This is a genomic window from Nocardia takedensis NBRC 100417 (assembly GCF_000308695.1).
In the GTDB taxonomy this organism is placed as follows: Bacteria; Actinomycetota; Actinomycetes; order Mycobacteriales; family Mycobacteriaceae; genus Nocardia; species Nocardia takedensis.
In genome coordinates this window covers 1-24382 of sequence record NZ_BAGG01000036.1, presented here as the reverse complement: position 1 = coordinate 24382, position 24382 = coordinate 1, and the positions used below count along the sequence as shown (strand labels likewise).

The following is a 24382-nucleotide window of genomic DNA, read 5'->3' as shown; positions in this document are numbered from 1 at the left end:
ATGGGGAGCACCGGGACGGAACTCGCGCAGTTCTACGCCGACAAGGCCGCCGAAGCGGGTGTGATCCTCGAGCACGACGACGCGGTACTGATCGCGCAAGCCGCCGCGACCGTCGACCTCATCGGCGAACTACAGGCCGACCTCGACACCAACGGCGCGATGCTGACCACGGCAGCGGGCACGGTGAAGGTGAATCCCGCGAGCGTGGAAGTCCGGCAACAGCGGCTCGCGCTCTCACGGCTCACGGTGTTGATCGACCGCCGGATACGTGAGGCCGTCACCGGTGGCGCACTACCCGGCGGACAGCACGGGCCGCGCGGTGTCTACGGCGGCACCGGCGAACAGGACCAGCAGCGCGACGCCGCGCGGGCCGTCCGTCGCGGCCGGGGGCGGGTGGCACGGTAATGGCGCGGCTCGCACCGGTCACCGGCCCCGCCGACACCGGGCACCCCGCACGACGTCCCGGCGTACTGACCTTCGCCGACGTCCCGGCCCGCCTACGCCCGAGCGCCTACCCCCGGTGGCTCGCCGAAGTGCCGAGGACCCCGCGCACCGACGACGAGAGAGACGCGGCGTACGGCGGGGAAGATCAGCCGAACCCCTACGATCCGCGCGCACCACTGGCGACGTTGCCGGTTCCGGCGGCGCATTGGCGCGAACAGGTAGCCAGCCAGCGCCACCACGACGCCTATATCGGCTGGCTCGCCGAGCGCGGGTTGCTCTCACCCGCCGGGGTCGCGCCGGTGGCGTGGCGCTGGTCGGCGCTGACGCACTGGGAACGGGTAGGCGCGGTGCCCGCGTAGCCGCCCGGCTGGTCCGCAACCAGTCCGCAGAAACGGACTGAAACCACTTGAAGGCGCATGAAGTCAGGTACACCGACGTGATAGAAACCGCTGGTAGTCGATGAAATCCGGCGATAGCCGATTAGCGGCCATGAAATCCAATTTGCGCAGAACTGGCAATTTACACACCAGCGGTCGGGGGTTCGATCCCCTCTGCGCCCACTCTTTGGCAAATCCGGATCGAGGCTGTGTTCGTACACTCGGCAGGGTGTCGCCTTTGCACGTCTCCGGCCTCCCGGGGGAGTTGCCGGATGGTGGCCGGACGCCGCGGCCTGGAGCGCCGGACTCCGACGGGATTGTCACGGCGGTGTGCCGCATAGCGTGCTACCGGACCACCGGGAGGCCTACCACCCTTCGCCTGCCGCTGGAATTCGTCGGTGAACCACTGTGGCCGGGTCGGCTCGGCTATGGCCGGATGTTTGTCGATCGACGTGTCTCGGCATCGGCGCTTCTGTCTGCTGGATGATCCCGAGGGAGCGTAGGGCCGTCGACGTAGCGGCACCGATGGCAGGTTCCCGCGTTCCCTGTACCTGACGTTCAGTCCGACGACCGTCAACCTGCGCGCCCTACTTGTATCGCATTCCGTAGCACACCGCGCACGGGGCGCAGTACTGGCACTTCGCCCCGTGCATGGCTCCGACGATCATCGTTTCGGCCAGTACACCGCCCACACCAGCACACCGATCGGCAGACAGAGGACGACGATCCATCCGAGCGCGTCCACCGTTCCTCGCCCCTCCGCTGTCGTTGGCATGGTCCCCACGCCGAGGTGTCGCACCGCTCGGCGTGGGGGCTGAAAAGCACGCTAGGCGTGTGGCATTCGCGCCTTCCACAGAAGTGCGCCGAAGTGCGCAAGGGATTGCGTACCCGGCTCTCGGGCTGTGACGATCGACAAGGCACGCATTCCGTGCCACACCATCGGAAGGACCTGACATGCGAGTTCGATTCATCGGCGGAGAATCCGGTGGCGACGGGTCGCCCCGGCTCTACATCACCGATACCGAACCTCCGCGCTATGCGGTACAAGGCCGGCTCACCGACGACCTCGGCACCGTGGAGATTCCGCACAGGTTGCTGTGGTTCACCGAGCCGGGCACCTGTGTGTCGGGGGCTGCGCGATACCGGGCACGGGTCGTTCATGCTGTCGGGTGAGCCCCTCATCGACCCGGAAGCCCTGAACACCATGCGAATCCCGGCTCACGAGACAGCCGTGTTGGTGCCGATCGGTCAGGAGGTGCGCCCGGATGCGCCTGCTTCACGGCGCGAGTGAGCTGCGGCCGGTGTTCGCGACCGCGCACCGGTCCGCATTCCATCTCGAAACGCACGATGATTACGACAGCGAGTCGGAATCCGAATCACTGGCCGTGTTCCGCGCCGACGAGGACACCGACCCCGGCGGCGAATGGTTCTCGGGCTGGACGAATCACGTGGCCGCCACGGTGGCGCGCGGAGTGGCTGTGCGCCGCGCGCGGATCGTCACCGAGCCCCACACCCTCTACACTCGCTATCTGCTCGCACTGAGCCGCCACAACATCGCAGCCGGTGAGGACATCCGCTATCTCGCACGGTCCGATGCCGATCCGTCCGACGCGGCAACCGAGGATTTCTGGCTGTTCGATGAACACGCGGTGGCCTTCTCGCTGTTCGATGCGCGCGGGGTCTGGGTCGGCGCGGCGCTGACCGACGAAACCGTGATCGTCGCGCACGCGGTCACCGTCCGTGACCGGGTGTGGTCGGCGGCGATCCCGTTCGGAGAGTACGCCGCCCGATGAACGGAGCGGCACGGGCGAAAACAGCTCTTGGAGTACGGCTTCGCGAGCTTCGCAGAGATGCCGGGTTGGATGGGCGACAACTCAGCACCGCAGCCGAATGGCACTGGTCCAAGACATCCCGGATCGAGAACGGTAAGCAGATGCCGAGCGAGAACGACTTGGCGGTGTGGTGCCGTATCTGTGAGACGCCCCAGGCGTTGCCCGATCTCGTTGCCGCACTGCGCAATGTCCGTGCTCAATGGGCGGAGTGGCGGCGGATCACGGCGACGGGCCACACCCGCCGCCAACAGCGCGGCCGCGAGATCGAATCCGAGACGCGAGCACTCCGCATCTACAACCCGACCATCGTTCCCGGACTACTCCAGACCGAGGAGTACGCCCGCGCGGTGCTCACGCAATGCATCGGGTTCCTCGGCACGCCCGACGATCTGGACACCGCCGTGGCGGCGCGCATGGCGCGACAGAACATCCTGCGGAACGGCGGTACGCGGGTGGCCGTACTGCTCCACGAAGCTGTGCTTCACACCATGCTCGGCGATGACGACGTGATGGCTGGACAGCTGCGTCATCTGCTCGACGCGGCATTCGGGAATCCCCGGCTGTCCTTCGCCGTGGTGCCACTGCGCGCGCCGTTCGTCTACCTCTCCGGCAGCTTCCACCTGTTCGACCGTCGGCAAGTCCTCATCGAGACCGCCAGCGCGGAACTCAGCATCACGGCACCGAGCGAGCTGGGGTTGTACGAGCGGCTCTGGGCGGGCCTGTGCGGCCATGCCGTTCACAGCGACGCCGCCCGATCGCTGATCGCGACAGCATTGGAGCGGCGCTCCGAATAGGCGCACCGTTCACCATGTCCACTTCCTCACGGCGCAGCCCGCCGACACCGCGGTGCACCGATCGAGAAATCGCATTCTTGGACAGTGTCACACCAGGTTTGCGCCGGAAGGTGCATGGCGTCTACATCTGCACACCGACAGAGAGCACATCACCAGCACGGGAGGAATGCTCATGAAGGACCCTTTCCATCCGCAGTCCGAAATCCCGCAGGCCCGGTTTCGTCCCGGCGACCAGGTGCGTGTCATGGCATCGAATCTGTACGGGACGGTGGCAGAACTGAAGGACGAACAGATCATCATCGATATCGACAGCGACTCGTTCGACCTCAGGTGCAGTCACGACGAACTCGAACTCGTCGACGCCACTTTCGGAGAATTCAACGCAGCGTTGATCGATCACATGCGAGTGGATTTCACCGCCGACCGGCGCTCGATAGCGGAGATCGCCGCCGAAGCCGGGATGCAGGCGGACTCGCTCACATCCGTGCTCGAGGGCCGGTCCACGCTGGACGTCAGCCACATGATCGTGCTGGCGGAGATTCTCGGCACCAACGCCTCGACCTGGTTCCGCCGGGCCGAAGGGGTTGTCGCGCTGGAGGAGATCGCGGGCTCCATGAAGTCGCTGCCTACGAACACAACTCGAGGCTCGAATCCTTGATCCTCCTGGGCGAACAGTTGGAGCGATTCGGCAGCTGACACGATGTGATCACCGACGCATGTAGGTGGTGGGCACGCCGACGCTTCGCCGTGCCCACCACCGCGCACGGCCCAACCCCATGCTCACCGGTCGGCGGCCAGTACCGCGGACAAGCCCGCTCGTAGGTCTTGGACGAAATAGGCGGGGACTTCCAGGGATGGGAAATGTCCGCCGTGTTCGGGCACGTTCCAGCGGACGAGGTGGCGGTAGCGCTGTTCGGCCCACGGGCGTGGGCACTTCTCGGTGTCGCGAGGATACATGGTGATCGCGGAGGGGACGTCGACGCGGAGTTCGGGGTCGAGGGCGGCGTGGCTCTCGTGGTAGAGGCGGGCGGCCGAGGCGCCGGTGCGGGTCAGCCAGTACAGGGTGACGTCGTCGAGGATTCGGTCTCCGGAGATCGTCTCGAACGGGGCTGTCCTCGGTGTCGCTCCATTCCGCGAATTTGTCGAGGAGCCAGGCGAGCAGGCCGACCGGTGAGTCGACCAGCGAGTACCCGATGGTCTGCGGCCCGGTGGCCTGTTGTTTCGCGTAGGCCGCGCGACGGTGCCAGAAGTCGCGGGTCCGTTCGGCCCAGTCGCGCTCGACCGCCGTCAGTCCGTCCGTGGTCACTCCGGGCGGGGCTTGCGCGAAGGTCGTGTGGATGCCGAGCACGTGTGCCGGGAATCGGCCGGCGAGAACCGTGGTGACGCTGCCGCCCCAATCGCCGCCGTGGGCGGTGAATTCGCGATAGCCGAGCCGGCGCATGAGTTCGACCCATGCGGCCGCGATCTTTTCGATTCCCCATCCGGCGACGGCGGGCTTGTCGCTGTATCCGTAGCCCGGCAGTGACGGGACCACGACGTGGAAGGCCGGTGCGTCCGGATCTTTCGGGTCCGCCAATTCGCCCACGACGTCGATGAATTCGACGATACTGCCCGGCCAACCGTGCGTCGCGAGCAACGGGACCGCGTCGGGGCGCGTGGATCGGCGGTGCAGGAAGTGGATTCCGACGCCGTCGATGACGGTGCGGAATTGGCCGAGGCGATCGAGATGTCGCTCGAAGCAACGCCAGTCGTAGTCGGTGCGCCAGTAGTCCACGACCGCTCGGAGATCGGCGAGCGGAACGCCTTGTGCCCATCGGTCCGCCCCTCGGGCGGAGCGCGGAACGGTTTCGGGTTCCGGCAGTCGCGCGGCGTCCGGTCGTGCGCGCAAGTCATCGAGATCGGCATCGGTCGCGCGTGCTTCGAAAGGGGCGGACCTCGTCGAGGTCGGGAGCGGACATGCAACCTCCTGGTCGTCATGGAGTCGGATCGAGAACCAGCTAAGACGGTTCTAACACGGGCCGGCCTCCATGAGCAACCGGCTATGCTGGTTCCATGCCCGCCGAATTCCCCGACTTCCGCCTCGGCACCGTGCTGGCGACGAGCTTCACGGGAACCTTGTCGGAACGGCACGGCGATCCGGTGGAACGCATTCCCACGCCGCGACGACTTCTCGACTGGCTCGCCGTCTACGGCCTGACCGTAGACACCTGCACCACGGCCCAGCTCGAATCGGCCCGGGAATTGCGGGAAGCGATCCACCTCGCCGCGACGGCGGCGGCGACCAAAGACGCGCTCCCGCTCTCCGCCGTCCAGATCCTCAACGACCGCAGCGCGCACGGGCGGGCGGCGGCCGTTCTGACACCGGACGGCGTTCGCCACTGGCGACTCGGCCCGTATACCGGCATAGCGGATGCCCTCGGTGTGATCGCCGAGGACGCGATCGGCATCATCGCGGGCGAACGGGACGGGCGACTGGCCCTGTGCGCCTCACCGACCTGTCGGGCCGCGTTCTTCGACACCAGTCGCAGTCGCACCCGCCGGTGGTGCGATATGAACACGTGCGGGAATCGCGAGAAGAAGGCGCGCTTCCTCGCCAATCAGAGCCGGAACAACCACTGATCCGCCGACCCCGCCGCGCGGAACTCGACCGACACCTCATATCGGCCCGATGTCGGCGGCGGGCGGGTGCGGCGGCGCATGGAAGTCGGGGTGTGGCGAAAGTCAGGGCGAGTCGGGCTTGTCGAGGGTGATGCGGCCCAGCGCCGCGCGGAACTCAGGGTGCGCGACGATGAATACGAAGCGCTCGTCGTAGATCGGGCGGAAGGTGGCTCGCCGAGAGCTCTTGCCCAGCAGCAGAATCAGCGCCACCAGACCCACTGGGAACGCGCCGGGGAACAGTCCGAGTGCCAGGGGCGGAACGAGGGCGTCGAGATCGGCGACGGCGGCGATCACCAAGGCGACGAGATCGATGACCATCAGCACCGCCAGCGCCAGCGCGAGGAGGCGGTAGCGGCGCGAGATGCGGTGGCAGCGGTCGCATGTCGGCCACTCCCCCGCCAGGATCGTGGACACGGGAGCCGTCGGTCTCGGTCGCAGCAGCACCACTTTGGCCAGATCCCGTTCGAAGGCGGTGCGGTGGTAGCGGGGATGGATATCGGTGTCGTAGAAGCAGGTTCGGGTGGTTTCGCGGGTGAGGGCCGGTTGCCCGTGGGGCGCGCAGACGTCGGGCAGCGGTTGGGCGATTTCGAGTTCGAGCGGTTCGACGCGCAACGGCCGCGAACTCTTCAGCCACAACGCATCTGTGCGGGGCAGCGGTTCGCGGCAGCGGCGCAGTCGGACCGTCGCATCGCTCTCGGCGGTGTCGGGCTGCTGGTAGGTGGCCGGTTCGCCGGGTTCCGGCGGGGTGCCGCTGTTGGGGCGATAACGTTCGCCGATGCGCCTCACCGCAACCACCCCCGCTGGTTGCGGTCCCGGAAGTACCGGTCGTCCTCGTCGTCCTCGTCAGGGGTGACGACGCGGTCCCGGTTCGGTTTGCGGGTGCCCGCGACCACCGGACTCGTGGACGGGTCGGGAGCGCCGGGGACAGGTGCGGCGACCGGGGGCTTCGGGGTTTCGGAAACCGGTTCCGCGGGTGGGGTTTCGGGCTCCTGGTTCCGGTAGCTCTCCAGGATCGCCTCGCCGAGTGCGGCTTTGCGTTCGATCTCCTCGGTCGACAGCGCCGTGGCCCGTTCGACCGCGGGCGGGACGGCCGCGTCGGTGAGGCGAGCGAACGCGTCGCTGCGCATCAGGTCACGGATACTGCCCTGGCCGCGCATGATCTCCCCCAGTTGCGCTTTCAGGTCGGGGTCGACGTCGGGACTGTCGGCGATGATCTTCATCGCCTTCGCCAGATGGCGGGACATGCCGACATCACCGCCCGCGAGGTCGAGCATCGGTTCGTCGCGGTTCATCCGAAGACCCCGGGATGGTCGTAGCTGCCGCCGCCGAGGCTGGGCATCTGGAATTCCATCGCGGTGCCGAGCAGTCCGGTGATCGTGCCGAGCAGGGCCTGGGAGGCCGCGAGCAGGGTCCCCAGGTGCTTGATCGTCTTGGCGACGTTGCTGAGCATGACCAGCAGGATCGCGTTGCAGACTGCCTCGAGCGCCGCGGCGGCGGCCGCGCCGACCCCCGTGACCGCCGCCGCCGCGGCCGCCGCCTGGGTCAACGCCCACTGGGCGGCCCGGTCACCGAGTTCGAATATCAGCGCCTGCACCGTCTGCGCGACGCCGAACGAGGCCCAGGCGAACGCGGCGGTCGCGTTGGCGATCTTGTAGAGCGGTTCGACCTGCGCGTCGACGGCTTCGTTCAGTGTCGCGAAGAAGTCCTGGGCACTGGTTGCCGCATTGCCCTGCCAGGAGGTTTCCAGATCCTTCATGGCCGCTTCGACGGCGTCGCTGTAGGCGGTGTTGTATTCGGCGAGATGTTCGATCGCCTTGGCGGATTCGAGCAGCTTCTGCCAGTCGCCGCCGAAGTAGTTCTGCACCGTCTCGATCGGGTCGAACCCGGTCAGCGAGATGATCAGGTTCAGGTAATAGGAGACGCTGACGGCGTTTCCGAGAATGAAATCCACCACGCTCGCGCCCGTCGACCATCCCTCGGCATCGGGCGTGACGAGTTTCGCGGTCGGGTCGTTCGCGGTGTCGGTCATTTGCCGCCCTCCGCCGAATACGTCCGGTCCAGGGCTTCGGCGCGGGTGCGGTCGAGGTTCCGGTACATCGTCGCCGCCTTCGTCAATTCGGCGGCGGCCCCACTGGTGCGCGTGCCGAGTCGGGTGTAGTTCGCCGCGAATTCGTCACAGGCTTCCTGGAGCACGCCGATCAACGGTTTCAGGACCACACCCGCGTTGCCCTCGAGATCCAGGTTCCGCTTCGCGTAGTCGACCGCTTTCGCACTGCCGGCACCGAGATCGGACAGAATGCCCGCCGCCTCGGCGAGGTCGTCCGGCACGACGTTGAATTGATAGCTCATGACGATGATTCCTGTCGGTCCGCCGAGTGCGAGACATTCCGACCTCTGCGCGTCACCGGTCCAGCCGACAATCACCCACCGCCGTGGTGTCCCCCCTCGTGAGTCGACGTCAGCATACGCCCCGGCCGGATGGTTGCCGAGGCGAGTGCATTCCTCGTTACTGACGACTCGACGAGAATTACTCCACCGTCGGACAGTCGGACCGAAACACGATCGAGCGAGTTCCATGTCGGCATCGTTGAGCAGTGGACGAGTTGATCGAGCGAGTGGACGAATCCGACCGAGTAGTCGGTGTCGTGTACCGGGATGAACAGGGCGACCGGCGATGGTTTGGGAGGCCGCGGGCGCTCGAGCTGCCGTCCTCGGTGAGGAGGTGTCGTGGAACTCCTGACGCGGCACGACGGGACGTTCGAGGCGGTGGTGGAGGATTCCGGGCATTGGCGGGATCTGTCGCGCGAACGGATGCTGGATTTGCGGTTGATCAAGAACGAACTCGGCGCGTTGGTACTCATCGCGGAGTCCGCCGCGATGAGATAGCCGGAGATGCAGCGGTGGTTGTCGATCCGGGACGGGCTGCCCTGAGGCGAATCGCGCGAGGAACTGCGCAGGCTGACCGGGCAGGAACCATGTGACGCGCAGGAGATCGTTGGAAAGTACGCGCGCGACGGGGTTCAGCGGGATCTGCGGCCCAGGCCCTTGGCCATCAAGGCGATGGACGAGGTGATGGTTTCGGGGGTGGCGGTGTGGGGGGTGTCCTTGGTTTCGGTGGAGATCTCGTCGAGGGCGCGGGCGGCTTGGTCGCCGAGGCCGACGGTGAGGATGCGGAGGTTGTCGGCGCGCAGGACGGCGGCGGATTCGATGGCGCGGGTCCGGTCGCCGAGGTCGCCGTCGCCGAAGATGACCACGACGCGGTCGGTGGTGACGGGGCGTTCGCGCAGCCACTTGTGGCAGGCGCGCAGGGTGGGGGTGATGTCGTTGCCGCCGCTGCAGGTCGCGCCGTCGAGGAACGCGGTGAGTTTGCGTTCGTCGCGGGTGGGCGGCAGGGTGTCGCCGATGTCGTGGTGCCACAGGACGATGCCGACGTGGTAGTGGGCGCGCAGGGCGTCGCGGACGAAACGGTGGCCGCCTTCGACGGCTTTTGTGAGGCGGGTGCCGCACATCGACCCGCTGATGTCGATGCACAGGATTACGGTGCCGCCGAAGCGTTCTTGGATCTTGGGCAGATAGGGGCCGACCGGGTGTTGGGTCAGTCCTTCCGCGCCGAAGCTGCGGCGGATCCAGGTGTTCACGGTCGGCCTTTCGAGGGACGGGTCGGGGTTGCCGGATCGAGCGGCCTGCGGTTCACCATTGGATGCGCGTGCCCGCCACGACGGAGCGCTGCCGGTCGGCGTCGGCGGCGTCGATGACGCCTTCGATACAGGACTCGAGGGTGAGCGTGCGGCCGCTCTTCGGTTCCACCGCGACGCAGGTGATCCGGCCGTCGCTGCCCACGGACAAGGCGATGTCGATGGGTGATCCGGCTTTCAGGTCGGGCACGTCGACCAGTTCGCCGTCCAGGACGCGGCGGTTGTGCTCGAGGTCGGGCGAGGCGGTCGCGCCCGCCTGTTCGTAGACCTCGACGCGGATGCGGTCCTGGCCGTCGAGGATGGTGGCGAAGCGGTGTTCGGCGCCGGTGACGGGCAGCGCGGTATTGGCTTCGACCAAGTGGTGCACGATGCGGCGTTCGCCCGCGGGGTCGCGGCTGTCGTGGATGAGGATGCCGAGGGCTCTGGGCAGGACGGTGCGCACGGGGCGCAGCGCGAGGGCGCGGCGGGCGGCGGGGGTGGTCGGGGCGGGCAGCAGGGGGCGGTCGCCGCGGGCGGCCAGCAGGCTCTGGGCGTGCAGGGCCGCGCCTTTCGCGACGGCCAAGTCGGGTTCGGTGAGGCAGACCTCGACGGCGAAGTGGCGGCCCAGCGCCGCGCCGATCATCGGCATGCGGGTGGCGCCGCCGACCAGGACGATGCGGTCGAGTGCGCCGCTGCCGCGTCGGCGGGCGGCCTCGATGGCGCGGTCGGCGACGGCGACGCAGTTCTCGACCAGGTGCGCGGTGGCCCGCTCGAAGTCGGCGCGGGTGAGTTCGACGGTGTGGCGGCGGCCACGGTATTCGAGGACGCAGGAGGCCGAGAGCCGCTGACTGAGAGCGATTTTGGTCTTGTCGGCGGCGGCGGTGAGCTGTTCCTGGAAGTTCTCGTCGTCGGTGGGATCGTCGTCCTCGTCCAGTTCGGCGGCGGCGGCGGTGAAGCGTTCGAGGAGCAGGGCGGCCAGGCGTTCGGACCAGTCGACCCCGCCCAGATGCGATTCGCCCTCGGTGACGAGGACTTCGGGCCCTTCGGGACGGATGCGCAGCACGGTGGTGTCGAAGGTGCCGCCGCCGAGGTCGAAGACCAGGACGGTGCCGTCGATCGCGGTGTCGACGCCGTAGAAGGCGGCGGCCGCGACGGGTTCGGCGACCAGGTCGAGCAGGTCGATGCCCGCGAGCGCGGCGGCCTGCGCGGTCGCCTCGCGTTCGGTGATGCCGAAGTAGGCGGGCACGGTGACCACGGCGGCCACTGCTCCGCGCGGGCGACGCAGGGCGGCGGCGGCGTTGTCGGCGAGGGCTTTGAGGATGAGCGCCGAGATGGTCTCGGGGGTGTAGGTGACGCCGTCGAATTCCAGCGTGTGGTCGGTACCCATGAATCGTTTGATGTGGGCGACCATCCGTTCCGGTTCGACGATGCCCGCGCTGCGGGCGTCCTCGCCGATGAGGACTTCGCCGGTGTCGAACCAGACGATCGAGGGCGTGGTGGGGCGACCCGCGGGATCGGGGATCACCGCGGGCAGTCCGGAGTCGTCGACGTGGGCGACGACCGAGAAGGTGGTGCCGAGATCGATGCCGACCGCGTTCACGAAAACTCCTGTGTCGGTGCTGGTTCGGTCATTCCCAGGGGTAAGGGAGCGCGGTGGACAGGGCGAAGAAGCCGTCGGTGCAGGTCTGCACCGAGTCGAGGAAGACCTCCCGAGCGGAATCGCCGGTGCCGTAGAGCAGCGCCGCGAGGACGAACGCGGTGACGCTCACGCCTACGACGGTGAGCAGGGCCGCGCGCAGCGCGGTGTAGGTGCGGGGCAGGGACGGGTTCACGGCGGGGTCCTATCGGGAGGCGGTGCGCACGGGTCTGCGCGGGACGGCGGTGTCGGGCAGCAGCGACACGCCGACCTGACGGGTCAGCCAGTCCAGGACGTGCACGGGGTGTTCCGGGTTGGTGACCGGCCTGCCCATCGCGTCGGTCAGGAAGTAGCGCACGCGGGCGAAGTCCTGACGCGCGCGGGTGGTGACGTTGTCCAGGCCCTGCGCGACCAGCCAGTCGTGGATGCTCTGTTCGTCGCCCGCGTCGAGTCCGTCGGCGAAGCCGAGCCTGCGCAGGTCGTCTGCCTTGGTGACGACGATGCCGAGGCCGCGGCGCGAGGTGCGCAATCCGTTGGAGCGCAATTGTTCCACGGTCGCGGAGTAGGAGTCCTCCGGGCTGTCGACGCCGACGACGAGGCCGACCGCGGCGGGATCGGGGACCGCGGCGCGCATTTCGGCGGTGGAGAACGGATCGATCACGAACAGCAGGGTTTCCGCGGAGTGCAGGTAGCGCAGCTCCACGGCGCCTTCGCTGGTGGTGAAGCGTTCGCCCGCGGCGTCGAGCAGGTGCAGTTCGACCGCGCGCCGCTTCGGCGGTTCCACCAGCACCCCGAGCGCTTCGGGATTCTCGTCCACGGGCGTCTTGAGCGTGGGCGCGCCGGATTCGATCAGGTCGCGGGCGCGTTGCAGCCGGTCGGCCGAATTGCGGCTCAGCGCGGTCAGTTTCGTGCCGGTGCCCGCGACGCCGAGGTGCAGGCCGACGATCGCGGCGAACAGCAGCCTGGTCTTGCCGACGCCGACCGACCCGAAGGTGGGGATCTGGATGGTCTGGCGACTGCCGGTGCCCTCGGGGAGGTTGTGATCGCAGCTCGGGCAGATGATGTTGCGGCGCAACGCCCATCCGGAGGCGCGCGTCACGGTGGTGGGCAGGACCGCCGAGCATTCGCAGCGCCGGAACAGCACACCGAGTCGACCGGGTCGCAGGTCACGGTGCACGTGGGTGCAGTTCGAGCACTTGTAGCTCGGCAGCGGGGTCAGCTGGTAGCAGGACACGCAGCGCACCGACAGCCGGAAGATCTTGCGCACCGCGAGGTCGAATCCGCGCAGCGCCCCGATGGCGACGAACTGGACCAGCCACACCAGCCCCAGGAAGCCGACGCAGATCGCGGTCAGCACCGCGTAGGCGATCAGGAAGGCCGCCACGAACGCCAGGTAGGGCACCAGGCCCAGCAACAGGAACGTCACCACCGCGGCGATGGTCTTCTTGCCCGACCCGAGTTTGCGGGTGGTCTCGACCAGGAACTGGCCTGCGGCCCGCACGGCGTCCTCGATGTCGCGCCTGGCCTGGAACGGCGCGTAGCGCGGCCACGCCCGGTCCCAGCCGAAGTGTCGGGACTCGCCGCGCGGCGGCCGGTCGAAGAAGCCGTGGTCGGCGACGTCGGCCGGCGTCAAGGTGCGCGCCGGGCGCTGGGCGGCGGTGGCCACGCAGCGCGTGAGGACGACGATCGCGGCGATCAGGCCCGCCACGATCGCGACGGCGACCCCGATCGGGTAGTAGATCATGATCAGCACCGCGAAGACCTTGAGCAGCGTGGCCGCCACGATCCACAGGACGAAGAAGACGGCGGTGACGACGATGACGCCGACGATCAGCGCGCCCGCGATGGCGACGCCGGGATTGTCGTCCATCAGCGACCTCCTCGTTCCTGCTTCCGTGCACGCCGGAAGACGTTGAGATGTTTCTGGTAGCCCGGCACGGCCGAGTCGAAGCGTTGGAGCAGCGCGGACCAGCCCGGCCGGAACCGGGGGTCGAGGCTGCGCTCGATCTCGACCGCGCGCTTCTTGTCGGCCCCGGCCCATTCCTCGAACGCAGCCCACATGCGGGTGCGCACCCAGGCGGGCACGGCCTCGGCGTAGTAGAGGTAGACGAACTGCTCGGCGAAAGTGGCGTGGTATTCGCGCAGGTAGTAGGCGGTGCTGCGGTAGAAGACCTCGGGCAGGTCGGCGGTGTGCCAGAAGTCGAGAAAACTTCCGACGCCCGCCACGTCCTCTTGCAGCAGCAGCAGATCCACGATTTCGCGCCGATGCAGTTCCAGGACGCGCCGGTCGATCCGGCGCAGCGTCGGGATGATCGGGTTGCGGGCGTCGTCGCGGTGGCCCTCGAGGGTGTCGAGCAGACCGGGCATGGTCCCCCGATCCCGCACCAACCGCGCCAGTTCCACGGGCAGGGGGTCGACACCGGCCAGTTGGTCGAGCAGCGCGGTCCCGCCGTCGCGGATCTCCTCGCCGACGGCTTCGTCGACGACCCGCTCGAAGCCCGGATCATCGAGGTCACGCGGCCGGACCGCGACCCAGGTGAGGACCAGTTCCGGGTCGAGTCGTTGCGTGGCGGGGAAGAACAGCGACCAGTTCGGCTCGGCGATCCGCCGCAGATGGTCGGCCAGCAATGCCCCGCGACGGCCGCGCGGCGCGCTGTGCACGATCCGGGCGGTCAGGGCGGATTCCAGCGCGGGCGGCATGGCTCGCGCGCGTGTTCCGTCGGCGCGCAACCAATCCCAGTCGCCGGCGAGGACCGCGGCGCGCGCGGCTTCGTCCCGGCCGGCGATGCGCGCGTCGAGGCGCTGCCACAGCAGCGGTTCGAGTTCGGCGAAGAAGGCCAGCGCGCGAGGGTCGGCGACCGCGCCGGGCTGGGCGGACCAGTGCTCGACCAGGCGCTGTCCGGCTTCGCGCACCGCGGGAAACCCCACCCCGCAGTTGACGGCGGTGACCACGGTGAACAGGGCGGGAAGCGAACCCGTCCGCGCGCCCGCCAACGTCTCGGTGAGCAATTGTTCGGCCCGCGAACGGGATTCGGAATCGAGCCAGCGCGCGCGGCCTGACCCGGTCGCGGCGACGGCGTGCGCCCAGCGCACCGCGTAGCGGTCCGGGTCCAGACGCGCGCCTTCCAGCAGCGCGAGGGTGAGCATCTCGGCGAGGTCGTGGTGGTTGTGGCGGCGCAACACGACCGCGGCGCGGTGCAGCGGCGCGGGATCGTCGGACTCGCCCGGCCGCACCGACAGCAGCGCCTCGGCGAGGGTGCGGCCGTAGTCCTCCAGGTCGTCGGGTTCGCGCTCGGCCAGCGTCGCGAGCACCTCGGCCAGCAGGGGCGGGTCGGCGGGCGGCCGGGAGCGGTCCCCGAGACAGGCGAGGGAGACGGCGGTGATCGTGGTCGCCGCCGACCCGAGGTGCGGTTCCCAGCGGCGACCGATCTCGATCGCGTCGAGCGCGTCGAAGACGTCGTGCTCGAGGAACCAGCGGGCATAGGTGCGGGCCGAATCGGACGGGGTGATCGCCGAGGTGGCCGAGGTCCGCAGGTCGACCCCGTTGAGCGAGGACGGCAGCGAGGTGATCGCGCCCACGGACCTGGTGGTGGCCGGATCGAAGACGGCGACCGCGAGATCGTCGGCCAGCGGGCTGTCGGTGAAGATGCGGAACGACAGACCGAGTGCGTCGCGCGGGTCGAGGAACAGGCTGCCCAGCGCGAGCCAGCGCGCCGCCACGCGCACGTCGTCGGCGGCGACCAGGAGTTTGCGCGGTTCGGCGGCCACCGCCTGCTCGAAGGCGGTGAGCAGGCGCGGCAGGAATTCCTCGACGCCGTCGTGTTCGCGCGCCATCGCGTGCAGCGCCTGCGGTTGATAGTCCTCGGCGACCAGCAGCGGCGCGCTGACCGGCGCGAGTTCGGTGGAAGTGTGCGCGGCCGAGGACCAGGCGTCGGCGCCGAAGAGTTGCGCGGGCCGCATCGGACGGATGTCCTCGGCGTCCGCGGTGACCAGGCAGTGCGTGAGCTGATTGCCCTCGCGCCCACGGGAATCCGTGCCGAGGTAGCGTCCGACCGCGAGGTAGTGCAGGTCGCGCACCCGGCGATAGGCGAACGACAGCGGGTAGTCGGCGACGGGGGCGCGCGCCGCCATCAGGTCCGCGCCGGGCCGGTAGAGCATGTGCGCGACGACGGCCTGTTCCATCTCCGGGCTGACCCCGGAACTCTCGGCCTGGAACTGCATGCCTTCGCGGCCGTGCACCGACGTCTCGACGCGGCATTCGGTGTAGAGCAGCGAATCGAAGGCCATCTCAACGCCCCTTCTTCATCCCGATGATGCCCTTGTCGGCCATCAGCCACAGCAGCGGTTCGCTCACCCGGTGCGGTCGCACGCCGTGGCCGTCGGTGCGGCCCGCGCGGTAGTCGGGTTCGGCGCCCAGCGAGGAGACCGCGAACAGTCGGAACCGCTCGTAGTTGAGTTCGAGGTGACGCAGGATGTCGTCGCCGCCCCACCCGTCGATGAGGCCCGCGACGTGCTGGTGGATGTCGCGGGAGTCGGCGTCGTCGAAGAACGGGACGCCCGGCGACGGCCGCCGGATCGGGCTGTCGGGCGGGATCTGATCGTAGAAGGCGTCGATCTTGGAGACCGCGACCGCCAGCGGCCGGGTGATCTTGCGGTTGTGCTTGACGCCGTCGACCTCGCGCAGCATCTCGGTGACATTGGACAGCACCTGCACCGGATGGTCGGGGTCGAACTTCCCGTCCACCCCGCGGTCGACGGCGCGTTCGGCGTTGCCCGCGATCTGGAACGGGTCGATGACCACGATCAGGCCGTCGGTGGCGGCGAGATACTGCTGGTCCTTGGTCTCGTCGGTGGTCTCCAGGGCCTCACCGGCGGTGTCGTAGAACGACAGCGCCGTGGAGACGATGCGTTTCGGGCCGACCGGCGAGGCGTGTTCCTGCTGCCAGTCGATCACCACCGGCGTCCTGGCCCGGCTGTCCGAGCGGCCGGTCAGACCGGGGACGTTGCCCTCGTCCATACCCCGCCGCCAGCGGCGCACGTCCTCGATCATCGGCGATTCGCCGACGAAATAGGTGGCCGCGCCGAACCGTCGCCGTGTGGGCGCTTGCAGTTCGCTGACCAGCACCGTCAAGTAGACGGTCTTGCCGGAGGCCCGGGTGCCGACCATGCCGAACATCGGACTGCCCGAACCGAACGCCGAGGGCAGCACCGACCGGCAGGCCGGGCACACCCTGGTCCCCGAATCGCCGTCGCAGTCGGGGCAGCGGGCGCGCTGACCGGAGCGGAAGATCCGGTGCGGGGAAGTGAACGACGACAGCACCGGCGTGTTGTCCTTGAGTTCGCGGACGCGCTGCGGGTCGGGTTTCTTCTCGCAGTTGCTCTTTCCGGGCGCGGACCGTCCGGAGCAGCGGAACATGATGTCGTTCAGTTTGATCCGGTAGTAGCAGTACGGGCACGCGGACTTCCCGTTGAACAGCGCGATGCCCATCAGCGGCCTTTCAGAGTGTCGGACGGTGGATCGGTGAGGGTGAGGACGTCGGGTTTCGCGGCGAAGCAGCGCACCCAGAACGGTTTGGGCAGCTTCGGCAGATCCACCTCGACGATCTGCGGTTCGGGGGCCGGGATGTCCAGATCGACGCGCTGAACCACGGTTTCGGGTGTGGCCCGCTGCGGCAGGTAGGCCCCGGCGAACAGGTGGACCGCGACGGCGACCCCGCGCACCGGCCGATCCGCGGTGAACTCGATCCGCAGCGGACCGCGGCCGACGAGCTTGCGCGGCCAGAGGAGGCGGTAGCGGGCCGACTGCGAACTGCCCGCCAGCTCCAGCACGATCTCGGGCGAATGCCATTGACCCTGCGCGGATTCCAGCACGCTGGCCAGCCGGATGGTGGCCGCGCCCGCGCCGACGGTCAACCGCATGCCGCCGTCGCGGACGTATTCGGGCCTGCTGACCCGGGTGCTTCCGGTGCGGCCGCCCGCGGTCCAGTTCGCGCGCACCCGGTAGTCGGCGCGCGGCCACTCCCAACTGACCACCGCGACCTCGCCGAACCGCTCCACCCGCGGATCGCCGACCGGCTCGCAGATCGCCAACGAGGTCGACGCGCCGATGAGCGCGGTCCGGTGGTCGAGGGTGACCGCGACGTAGTGGCGCAGCCCGGCGGGCACCGACGCGGACAACCGCACCCGCGTGCCCAGGCGGCGCACGGTGCCCTGCAAGCGGGAGCCGCCGGAAGACGCCAGCGAGGCGTGGTCGACGCGCGAGCCCGACGCCCAGCCCGGCGCGCTGGGAAACTGCCAGATCTCGACCTCGTGACCGACCAGCGCCGTCCACTCGGCGACCACGTCGGTGCGCTCGCCGCCGAATCCCTCGGGAGTGATCTCGAGGGCTTGCACCGGACTGGCCGCCAGCCGCGGCACCGCGCTGACCCGCACCGGCGCGGAGGTCAGCGTCGATGCCCCGCCGTGGTATTCGGCGATCAACTCGAAGGTGTAGGTCTGCGAGGTGCGCAGCCCGGTCGAGGTGACGATATCGGTGCCGGTCACCGGCACGGCCGTGCGGCGGCCGTCGGGATCGGTGCGCGTCACCGTGATCCGCGCGGCTTCGCGCGGGGTGGTCCAGCGCACGGTGACGCTGGTCGGGTCACTGCTCACCACGACGTCGGCGACCGGCGGCAACAGCGTGATCGTCGCGGTCGTCAGCGGCGAGGGCTCCCCGCCGCGCCGGGCCGCCACCGCGTACCAGATCTGTTCCGCCACCGATGGGTTCGGGTCCACCGCCTCCGTCGCGCCCGCCCCCGCGATCACCGTGCCGTCGCGGATGTCGCGCGGCGCGGAACCGGCTTTGCGGACCACCACGTAGGTGGTGTCCTCGTCGGCCCCGGGACTGGCCGCCCACAGCGCCCGCACGGCCCGACCGGCCCCCGCGGCGGAGTCGGCGGCGACCAGCGACAGCGTCGGCGGGGCCGCCGGGGGCAGCGAGGCGACCAGCCTGCCCAGCGACTCGTCGTCGGCGGCCATCGCGAAGGCGCGGCTGAGCAGTTCGGTGGCGACCGCCACCCGACCGGCCCGCAACGCCTGGTCGGCCTCCGCGCGCCACGCGGTGACCTGCTCCTCGTTCTTCGTCAGCGCCCGTTCCGCGTCGGCCAACTCCGGGGTCCCGGCGTGCGTCTTGCCGGTCGACAGCCCGTTGAACAACGTTCGCGCGGAACGCAACTGGTTGTCCGCGAGCAGGTCGAGCACCCGCTGGGGCGTTTCGCCGCCCGCGTGCACGCTCGAGGCGTCCACGCAGTACATGACCACGCGCGCGGCCTCGGTGCGGTCCAGGCCGCGCTCCACCAACTTCTGGATCGCGAACAGGACGATGCCGCCCTGCAAGGACTCGCGCGCCACCTCGACCAGCTGAACCAATGTCAGCGCGGTGACGTCCTCGCCCTTGCCGTGCGCCTCGTTCAGCGCGTGCAGCAGCTTCTTGACGGCCTCCACCTCGGTGCCCGCCCGCTTGTCGCAGGCGTGCAACGCCTCCTTGATGGTCGCGGCCGTCGGCGCGCGCAACCCCGGCGCGGCGAATCCGCCCAGCAGACGGAACTCCTCGGGCGGCTTCTCGTAGAAGACCGCGTCCAGGTAGGTGCGCAGACCGGTGGTCGCGCCCCACTCCCGGCGCACCGGCTGCGGGATCTCGAGAGTCGGCGGCGTGAACTCCTCCACCAGCCGCAGATCCGGCGCGGACCGCACCATCGCGCTCAGCTCCGCGTCCGACAGTCGCGCGGTGATGCTGTTGGTCGAGGCCGCCGCCCGGATCCGGTCCAGGGTGATCACCCCGAAATCGCGGTACTGGTGCACCAGCATCGCCGCGAGGTCGTCCAGCACCGCCCGCGACTGCTCCACCCGACGCGCCTGCCATTTCGCCCAGAACGCCGCGGTGGTCAGATCCGAATGTTTGGCGCCCAACGCCGTGTCCAGATCACCGCAGAACTTGGCGACCTCCTTGACGCTGCCGCCCAGCTTGTTCTTGTTCCACCACGCGCGGACCTCCCTGATCCGTCCCGCCACGGCGGCGTCGTCCATCCCCGGCTCGATCGCGTAGACCATCGCCAGATCGATCGTGGACGGATACCGCGCGCCGCGGCGCAACTCGGCGATCCCGTTGGTCAGATCGCCCAGATGCGCCTTGCGCAGCGGGATGAGAACGTCGGCCTTGTACTTGGCCGCGTCCAGCTTGCTCTCGGGCAACTCACGTCTCCAGGGTCAGCTGCGAGATGGTCTGCTTGGCCGCCTCGACGTCCTCGTCCTGGAGCACCGCCACCTTGACCTCGACCTTGAGCCGCTTGCCGGAGACAGGCTCGAACGCCTCGAGGTGCGCCAGGCCCTCGGCGTCGATGGTCAGGTGGATATCGATCGGCGAACTGCGCGGCAGCGGCGGCAGATCGGTGATCCGCGCGCCGCCGTCGGGAGTGATCTCCCGGTTGTCCCCCGGCAGTTCGGATTCGATCTCCCCGCCCTGCTCGAAAACCTCCAACGACACCGCCGTCTGGTTGTCCTGGAAGGTGCCCGCCCGGATGGTCTCGCTCAACGGCAACTTGTCGTTCTTGTGCGCGATGAACCCCACGTACATCTCCGGGCTGTCGGCCTTGCCGCGCGCGAACTGGATGCCCACGCCCCTGGGCAGCACATTGCTGATCCGGCGGGTCTCCACCGGCTGACCGCCCGGACCCAGCCGCGGGATATCGGGAGTCGAACGCGACGAGGTGCCCGCCGCGGCCACCCGCGAATCCTCCGGCAACTGCGCGTAGATCGCCGCGCCCTTGGCCACCGACATGTTCGGGTCGGCCAACCGCGAATCCCAGCCGAAACGGTCCTTCAGCATCGCCGCCACCACGGGCATCTGCGAGGACCCGCCCACCAGCAGCACCTCATCGATCGCCAGCGCCGGATTCTTCGCCTTCGCCGCCTCCACGGTGCGGCCGACGATCTCCAAGGTCTGGTTCAGCAGACCGCTGGTCAGCTCCTCGAACTCCGTGCGGGTCAGCTCGATCTTCGCGCGGTGATCGCCGTGCTTGAGCGAGATGACGGCCTTCTCCTTGTGCGACAACGAGATCTTGGCCCGCTCCACCTGCTCGTAGAGGAACTGGGCGAAATAGTCGTCGTCCAGCGGATCCTCGGCCACACCGGTCTCGTCGATGAAGCGCTGGTTCACGTGGGCCACCACCCGCTCGTCCCAGTGCGCGCCGCCGAGTTGGCGGTTGCCGTCGATCGCGACGACGTCCAGTGCCTCCGGGGAGATCTCCAGGATCGTGGTGTCGAAGGTGCCGCCGCCGAGGTCGTAGATGAACACCGTCTTGCGCTCGTCGCGCAACTTCACCCCGTAGGCCAGCGCCGCCGCCACCGGTTCGGTGACGATGCCGACCACGTCCAGACCCGCGATCTCGCCCGCCTGCCGGGTCGCCTCGCGTTCGCGCACACCGAAGTACGCGGGCACCGTGATGACGACCTGCTCCACCGTCACCCCGGTGGCCTCCTCGGCGCTGCTCGCCAACTTCTGCAGGATCAGCGCCGAGATCGACTCGGGCGTGTACTCCTTGCCGTCGAAATCGAGGCGGTACTCCTCGCCCATGTGCAGCTTGACCAGCGTGACGACCCGGTCGGCTTCCACCTTCGCCGCGTTCTTCGCCTCCTGGCCGACCACGACGTGCCCGGAACCGGGCTCGAAATACACCGCCGACGGTGTGGTCGCCGAACCGTCGGCGTTGTTGATCACGATCGGCTGGCCGAATTCGTCGATGCGGGCGATGACGGAATACGTGGTCCCCAGATCGATCCCGAAAATTTCAGTCATGACAGAGTCTCGTCCTCGAGGTGCGCGGTGAGTGGAATGGTCAGGCCCGGGGGAAATTCCACACCGAGACCTTGGCGTAGACGATCGGCTTCTCCGACGACACGTCGCGGAAACCCTGGTGGAAAACTTCTTTGACGCGCCGATGATCGGCTTCCACCGTGGTGTCGACCGCCTTCGTCGGCTGATGGATCCGGCGGTCGAACGCGTCGCCCACCTCGACACCCAGCGAGCCGACGCCGAGCCCGTCCAACGATTCCTCGATCCGGTAGGCGTAATCCTCGAAATCCCGCGCGATCGACGTCGCCGTCGCCGGTTCGTGTTTCTCGCGAACCCGCCGAATACTCCGATGCGCCTCGCCGTGCAATTCGGCCAACGCTTTGACCACCGGACGCAGACTCGCCCGCAGCAGATCACTCTCGAGTTCGGCGATCCGCTCGTGCATCTTCTTGTTGATCGCCTCCAATTTCTCGGCGTGCTCGTGGAAGCGGCGCACTTCCTCGATCAGGTTGCGCAGCGCCTCGTCCGAAGCGGAGGTCGAATCCCGCACCGTGGCAGCGGAGTCCGCCATCGGATCATCGGCGTGCGCCGGTGTGGCGCCCGAGGTGGGATCGCCGACCGGCGGAATCCGCGACCCGGCGACATCGGTCACCGGAACGGGCGTCGCGGCGACGTCGGTGGTCGGCATTCCGCCGGTGGTGGCGGCATCATCGACCTGTTCCGCCGTCCCCGGACCGGCGAAATCACCGGCGGAACGCCACGCGGAGCCTTCAGGCCACGGCGCGCCTGCCAGCGGATCGCCGCTCGCGGCAGTCGAATCCCGGCCCGATCGAGCGGCCGAATGAGAGTGCTCGGTGGTCGCGGTCGAATACGCGGCAGGTGAATGCGCGCCCGAGGGGGGCGGGTAATTGTCGCGGTCGACGAAATACGCGCCCGGTTCGGCGCGATATCCCGGGGACGTGGCGGAACGGGAGCGGTCGTCCGGATATTCGTTCGGGGAAATCGATTCTGGTGCGCCGTGATTCGATTCTCCCGCGACCGATCGCGTGGTGGGCGCTCTCCGGAATTGCTCCGAGGCGTGATCATCCGGCGTCGTCACTTCAACCCTCTCATTCGCGATTGTCGTCACCCCCGGGCGACTCGACCATTTCCGGGCGATCCGCGGCTGGAGTTTCCGGATCGTCAGGTCTCACAACATCTTCCACGAACCCCTCGGCGGCGCAACCGAGCATTCCCGCGGGCGTCGTGACCCGAGCAGATGACTGGTCGTTTGTTCAGAATTGGCGTTACCGAGAGGTGGCCGACGAAATCACGGTACGTACGACGTAAGAGTCGCGCCGATCCTGCGACGATGCGATCAGCAGCCGGAATTTTTCCGAATCGGAGCCCGATCGGCGGGAGTGCGGCCGAGCCGGCACCGCGTTACGCGTGCACGGCGCGCCGCGCGAGACACGCAGATAATTCAGTCGTTTGAATGAATTCGAAATCGTTACCCCGACAACGGGGTTCGCACGCTCGAATCGGTCCGTACGGACCGGTCGGCAAGGGGCGGCTCAGCCGACGTCGCGACGCAGCCAGGTCACCTCGGCGCCGATCTGGTCGACGCCCGAGCGGAACAGTTCCAGATCCTCGTCCCAGGGCGTGCCCAGGGCGCGGTCGATCTCCTCGGCGAGGTCGTAGCCGGTGCGCTTGCCGAGTTCGCGGGAAGCCTGGAGCATGGCGCGCAGGCGCATCTCCCCCAGGGTGACGTCGCCCGCCGCGGAGGTGGAGCCGTGCCAGAGTCCCAGGCTGGGCACGAAGCTGTAGCGTTCGCCGTCCACGCCGTCACTGGGGTCCTCGGTGACCTCGAAGCGCAACACGGGCCAGGAGCGCAAGGATTGGGCAATGCGGGCGGCGGTGCCGACCGGTCCGATCCAGTCGCTGGTTGCGCGCAGTTGGCCGTCGGCGGGTTGGGTGGTCCAGCGCAGCTTCGCCGGGGAGCCGAGGGCCGAGGTGAGTGCCCACTCGACATGCGGGCACAGCGCGGCCGGCGACGAGTGGATCCACACCACACCCGCCGTCGCATCCGCGAACTGACTCGATGCGCGCACCACTAACACCTCCAGCTTCGACGAGGAACGTCTTCCCCAACGACCCATCGAGAGCTGGCGTTGCCCGAGTGTACTGGAGTGCCCGGTGTTACGGGTGTTACTTACCGAGTGTGTCGTGTTCAGCGTGTCGTCTCGGCGACGATGTCGTCGCTGAGGGCGGGCCACGCCGTTCGCGCCCAGTCGCCGAAATTCTCGTCCGCCAACGCGATGCTCGCCACCCCAATGGCCGGATCCACCCACAGAAATGTGCCCGATTGACCGAAATGGCCATAGGTACGAGGCGAATTCGAGGTTCCCGTCCAGTGCGGGGTCTTGCCGTCACGGATCTCGAAACCCAGGCCCCAGTCGTTGGGGCGCTGCGACCCGTAGCCGGGCAGCACGCCGCCCAGCCCGGGAAACTGCACCAAGGTGGCCGCGGCGTGGGTCTGCTCGGAGATCAGGCGGGGAGCCAGGAGTTCGGCGGCGAATCGGGCCAGGTCGGCGGCGGTGGAGCGGGCCGCGTGCCCCGCCGGGCCCGTCAGCGTGGAATCGGCCATGCCGAGCGGGACGAAGACCGCGTCGCGCAGATACTCCCCGAAGGCGATGCCGGTCTGTTCGGCGACGAAGGCCGCCAGGATCTCGAAGCCCGCGCTCGAGTAGATCCGCTTGGCCCCCGGTTCGGCGAGCACGTCGGTGGTGTCGAAGGCGATGCCGGAGGTGTGCGCGAGCAGGTGCCGCACGGTCGCGCCGGGCGGGCCCGCGGGCTGGTCGAGTTCGATCGCGCCTTCCTCGACCGCGACCAGCACCGCGTAGGCAACCAGCGGTTTGGTCACCGAGGCCAGCGGGAAGACGCGCGCGACGTCGCCCGCGGTGCTCGTCCCGGCGGCGGTGACGACCGCGGCCGCCGCGTGACGGACCGGCCACGCGCTGATCTGCTCGAGTGAACGCACACCGCGAGCCTACGAGACGCCCGCCCGCGCACGACATCCGGAGGAGCACCCCGGCACCCCGGCACCCCGGCACCCCGGCACCCCGGCACCCCGGCACCCCGGCACCCCGGCACCCCGGC

The 24382-nt window shown here is 68.7% G+C and carries 22 protein-coding genes and 1 pseudogene; 7 read left to right on the top strand and 16 right to left on the bottom strand.

Features of this window, described 5'->3' with window-relative positions; translation table 11 throughout:
- The 5 genes from ON30_RS08715 (at position 1) to ON30_RS08690 (ending at position 4105) form a co-directional block, all read left to right on the top strand.
- On the top strand, positions 1–405 hold the full coding sequence (locus ON30_RS08715; protein ID WP_040705683.1) for a hypothetical protein: 405 nt from the start codon (positions 1–3) through the stop codon (positions 403–405).
- Entirely contained in the window at positions 405–803 is a 399-nt protein-coding gene (locus tag ON30_RS08710) for a hypothetical protein (protein ID WP_040705682.1), read from the top strand. Before ON30_RS08715 ends, ON30_RS08710 begins: the two co-directional genes overlap by 1 nt.
- Before the next feature lie 1283 nt (positions 804–2086).
- A complete protein-coding gene (locus tag ON30_RS08700) occupies positions 2087–2614 on the top strand; it encodes a DUF6879 family protein (protein WP_040705681.1) in 528 nt (175 codons plus the stop codon).
- The gene (locus ON30_RS08695; RefSeq protein WP_040705680.1) at positions 2611–3447 is read left to right on the top strand and encodes a helix-turn-helix domain-containing protein; all 837 of its coding nucleotides are present in this window, start codon (positions 2611–2613) and stop codon (positions 3445–3447) included. The genes ON30_RS08700 and ON30_RS08695 overlap by 4 nt, the downstream gene beginning before the upstream one ends.
- Before the next feature lie 166 nt (positions 3448–3613).
- On the top strand, positions 3614–4105 hold the full coding sequence (locus ON30_RS08690) for a preprotein translocase subunit YajC (protein ID WP_040705679.1): 492 nt from the start codon (positions 3614–3616) through the stop codon (positions 4103–4105).
- 122 nt (positions 4106–4227) lie between these two features.
- Here ON30_RS08690 and ON30_RS08685 read toward each other — a convergent pair.
- Positions 4228–5434 (bottom strand): annotated as a pseudogene (locus ON30_RS08685) (epoxide hydrolase family protein).
- Between the two features lie 65 nt (positions 5435–5499).
- Between ON30_RS08685 and ON30_RS08680 the strand changes: the two are divergent.
- Complete coding sequence (locus tag ON30_RS08680) at positions 5500–6066, top strand: CGNR zinc finger domain-containing protein (RefSeq protein WP_040705678.1); 567 nt, start codon at positions 5500–5502, stop codon at positions 6064–6066.
- Positions 6067–6168: 102 nt separating this feature from the next.
- Here the strand turns inward: ON30_RS08680 and ON30_RS08675 are convergent, their stop codons facing one another.
- Genes ON30_RS08675 through ON30_RS38940 form a run of 4 tightly spaced genes read right to left on the bottom strand, consistent with a single transcriptional unit; the run spans position 6169 to position 8454 of the window.
- Positions 6169–6891, bottom strand: a complete 723-nt coding sequence (locus ON30_RS08675; RefSeq protein ID WP_040705677.1) for a hypothetical protein — start codon at positions 6889–6891, stop codon at positions 6169–6171.
- Positions 6888–7397, bottom strand: coding sequence for a hypothetical protein (locus ON30_RS35995; protein WP_051029095.1), 510 nt, complete (start codon positions 7395–7397; stop codon positions 6888–6890). Before ON30_RS35995 ends, ON30_RS08675 begins: the two co-directional genes overlap by 4 nt.
- Positions 7394–8134, bottom strand: coding sequence for a hypothetical protein (locus tag ON30_RS08665; protein ID WP_040705675.1), 741 nt, complete (start codon positions 8132–8134; stop codon positions 7394–7396). Before ON30_RS08665 ends, ON30_RS35995 begins: the two co-directional genes overlap by 4 nt.
- The gene (locus ON30_RS38940; protein WP_157183665.1) at positions 8131–8454 is read right to left on the bottom strand and encodes a type VII secretion target; all 324 of its coding nucleotides are present in this window, start codon (positions 8452–8454) and stop codon (positions 8131–8133) included. The genes ON30_RS08665 and ON30_RS38940 overlap by 4 nt, the downstream gene beginning before the upstream one ends.
- A 378-nt stretch (positions 8455–8832) precedes the next feature.
- On the opposite strand from ON30_RS38940, the gene ON30_RS38935 reads away from it, so the two are divergent.
- Positions 8833–8991 (top strand): hypothetical protein, encoded by a 159-nt coding sequence (locus tag ON30_RS38935; RefSeq protein WP_157183664.1) that lies wholly within the window; start codon positions 8833–8835, stop codon positions 8989–8991.
- A gap of 134 nt (positions 8992–9125) precedes the next feature.
- On the opposite strand, the gene ON30_RS08655 is transcribed toward ON30_RS38935, so the two are convergent.
- The 11 genes from ON30_RS08655 to ON30_RS08605 form a co-directional block, all read right to left on the bottom strand.
- A complete protein-coding gene (locus ON30_RS08655; protein ID WP_040705672.1) occupies positions 9126–9743 on the bottom strand; it encodes a vWA domain-containing protein in 618 nt (205 codons plus the stop codon).
- Positions 9744–9795: 52 nt separating this feature from the next.
- On the bottom strand, positions 9796–11379 hold the full coding sequence (locus ON30_RS08650) for an Hsp70 family protein (protein ID WP_040705669.1): 1584 nt from the start codon (positions 11377–11379) through the stop codon (positions 9796–9798).
- A gap of 28 nt (positions 11380–11407) precedes the next feature.
- Entirely contained in the window at positions 11408–11611 is a 204-nt protein-coding gene (locus ON30_RS08645; protein ID WP_040705667.1) for a hypothetical protein, read from the bottom strand.
- 9 nt (positions 11612–11620) lie between these two features.
- The gene (locus ON30_RS08640) at positions 11621–13285 is read right to left on the bottom strand and encodes a TRAFAC clade GTPase domain-containing protein (RefSeq protein ID WP_040705665.1); all 1665 of its coding nucleotides are present in this window, start codon (positions 13283–13285) and stop codon (positions 11621–11623) included.
- Positions 13285–15702, bottom strand: coding sequence for a GAP1-N2 domain-containing protein (locus tag ON30_RS08635; RefSeq protein ID WP_040705664.1), 2418 nt, complete (start codon positions 15700–15702; stop codon positions 13285–13287). The genes ON30_RS08640 and ON30_RS08635 overlap by 1 nt, the downstream gene beginning before the upstream one ends.
- 1 nt (position 15703) lies before the next feature.
- A complete protein-coding gene (locus tag ON30_RS08630; protein WP_040705662.1) occupies positions 15704–16903 on the bottom strand; it encodes a TRAFAC clade GTPase domain-containing protein in 1200 nt (399 codons plus the stop codon).
- Positions 16903–19644 (bottom strand): fibronectin type III domain-containing protein, encoded by a 2742-nt coding sequence (locus tag ON30_RS08625; protein WP_040705660.1) that lies wholly within the window; start codon positions 19642–19644, stop codon positions 16903–16905. Before ON30_RS08625 ends, ON30_RS08630 begins: the two co-directional genes overlap by 1 nt.
- 1 nt (position 19645) lies before the next feature.
- The gene (locus tag ON30_RS08620) at positions 19646–21247 is read right to left on the bottom strand and encodes an Hsp70 family protein (RefSeq protein WP_040705659.1); all 1602 of its coding nucleotides are present in this window, start codon (positions 21245–21247) and stop codon (positions 19646–19648) included.
- Positions 21248–21287: 40 nt separating this feature from the next.
- Positions 21288–21932 carry a nucleotide exchange factor GrpE gene (grpE, locus tag ON30_RS38930; RefSeq protein ID WP_157183663.1) on the bottom strand — a complete coding sequence of 215 codons (645 nt, stop codon included), beginning with the start codon at positions 21930–21932 and terminating at the stop codon, positions 21288–21290.
- A gap of 865 nt (positions 21933–22797) precedes the next feature.
- Positions 22798–23334 carry a DUF3145 domain-containing protein gene (locus ON30_RS08610; RefSeq protein WP_040705743.1) on the bottom strand — a complete coding sequence of 179 codons (537 nt, stop codon included), beginning with the start codon at positions 23332–23334 and terminating at the stop codon, positions 22798–22800.
- A gap of 119 nt (positions 23335–23453) precedes the next feature.
- The gene (locus tag ON30_RS08605) at positions 23454–24263 is read right to left on the bottom strand and encodes a serine hydrolase domain-containing protein (RefSeq protein WP_040705655.1); all 810 of its coding nucleotides are present in this window, start codon (positions 24261–24263) and stop codon (positions 23454–23456) included.
- Positions 24264–24382 lie beyond the last annotated feature (119 nt).

Coding starts and splice junctions, on each gene's coding strand:
- ON30_RS08715 (WP_040705683.1), top strand. CDS start 1: ATGGGGAGCACCGGGACGGAACTCGCGCAGTTCTACGCCGACAAGGCC.
- ON30_RS08710 (WP_040705682.1), top strand. CDS start 405: ATGGCGCGGCTCGCACCGGTCACCGGCCCCGCCGACACCGGGCACCCC.
- ON30_RS08700 (WP_040705681.1), top strand. CDS start 2,087: ATGCGCCTGCTTCACGGCGCGAGTGAGCTGCGGCCGGTGTTCGCGACC.
- ON30_RS08695 (WP_040705680.1), top strand. CDS start 2,611: ATGAACGGAGCGGCACGGGCGAAAACAGCTCTTGGAGTACGGCTTCGC.
- ON30_RS08690 (WP_040705679.1), top strand. CDS start 3,614: ATGCTCATGAAGGACCCTTTCCATCCGCAGTCCGAAATCCCGCAGGCC.
- ON30_RS08680 (WP_040705678.1), top strand. CDS start 5,500: ATGCCCGCCGAATTCCCCGACTTCCGCCTCGGCACCGTGCTGGCGACG.
- ON30_RS35995 (WP_051029095.1), bottom strand. CDS start 7,397: ATGAACCGCGACGAACCGATGCTCGACCTCGCGGGCGGTGATGTCGGC.
- ON30_RS08665 (WP_040705675.1), bottom strand. CDS start 8,134: ATGACCGACACCGCGAACGACCCGACCGCGAAACTCGTCACGCCCGAT.
- ON30_RS38940 (WP_157183665.1), bottom strand. CDS start 8,454: ATGAGCTATCAATTCAACGTCGTGCCGGACGACCTCGCCGAGGCGGCG.
- ON30_RS08640 (WP_040705665.1), bottom strand. CDS start 13,285: ATGGACGACAATCCCGGCGTCGCCATCGCGGGCGCGCTGATCGTCGGC.
- ON30_RS08635 (WP_040705664.1), bottom strand. CDS start 15,702: ATGGCCTTCGATTCGCTGCTCTACACCGAATGCCGCGTCGAGACGTCG.
- ON30_RS08630 (WP_040705662.1), bottom strand. CDS start 16,903: ATGGGCATCGCGCTGTTCAACGGGAAGTCCGCGTGCCCGTACTGCTAC.
- ON30_RS08620 (WP_040705659.1), bottom strand. CDS start 21,247: ATGACTGAAATTTTCGGGATCGATCTGGGGACCACGTATTCCGTCATC.
- grpE (WP_157183663.1), bottom strand. CDS start 21,932: ATGCCGACCACCGACGTCGCCGCGACGCCCGTTCCGGTGACCGATGTC.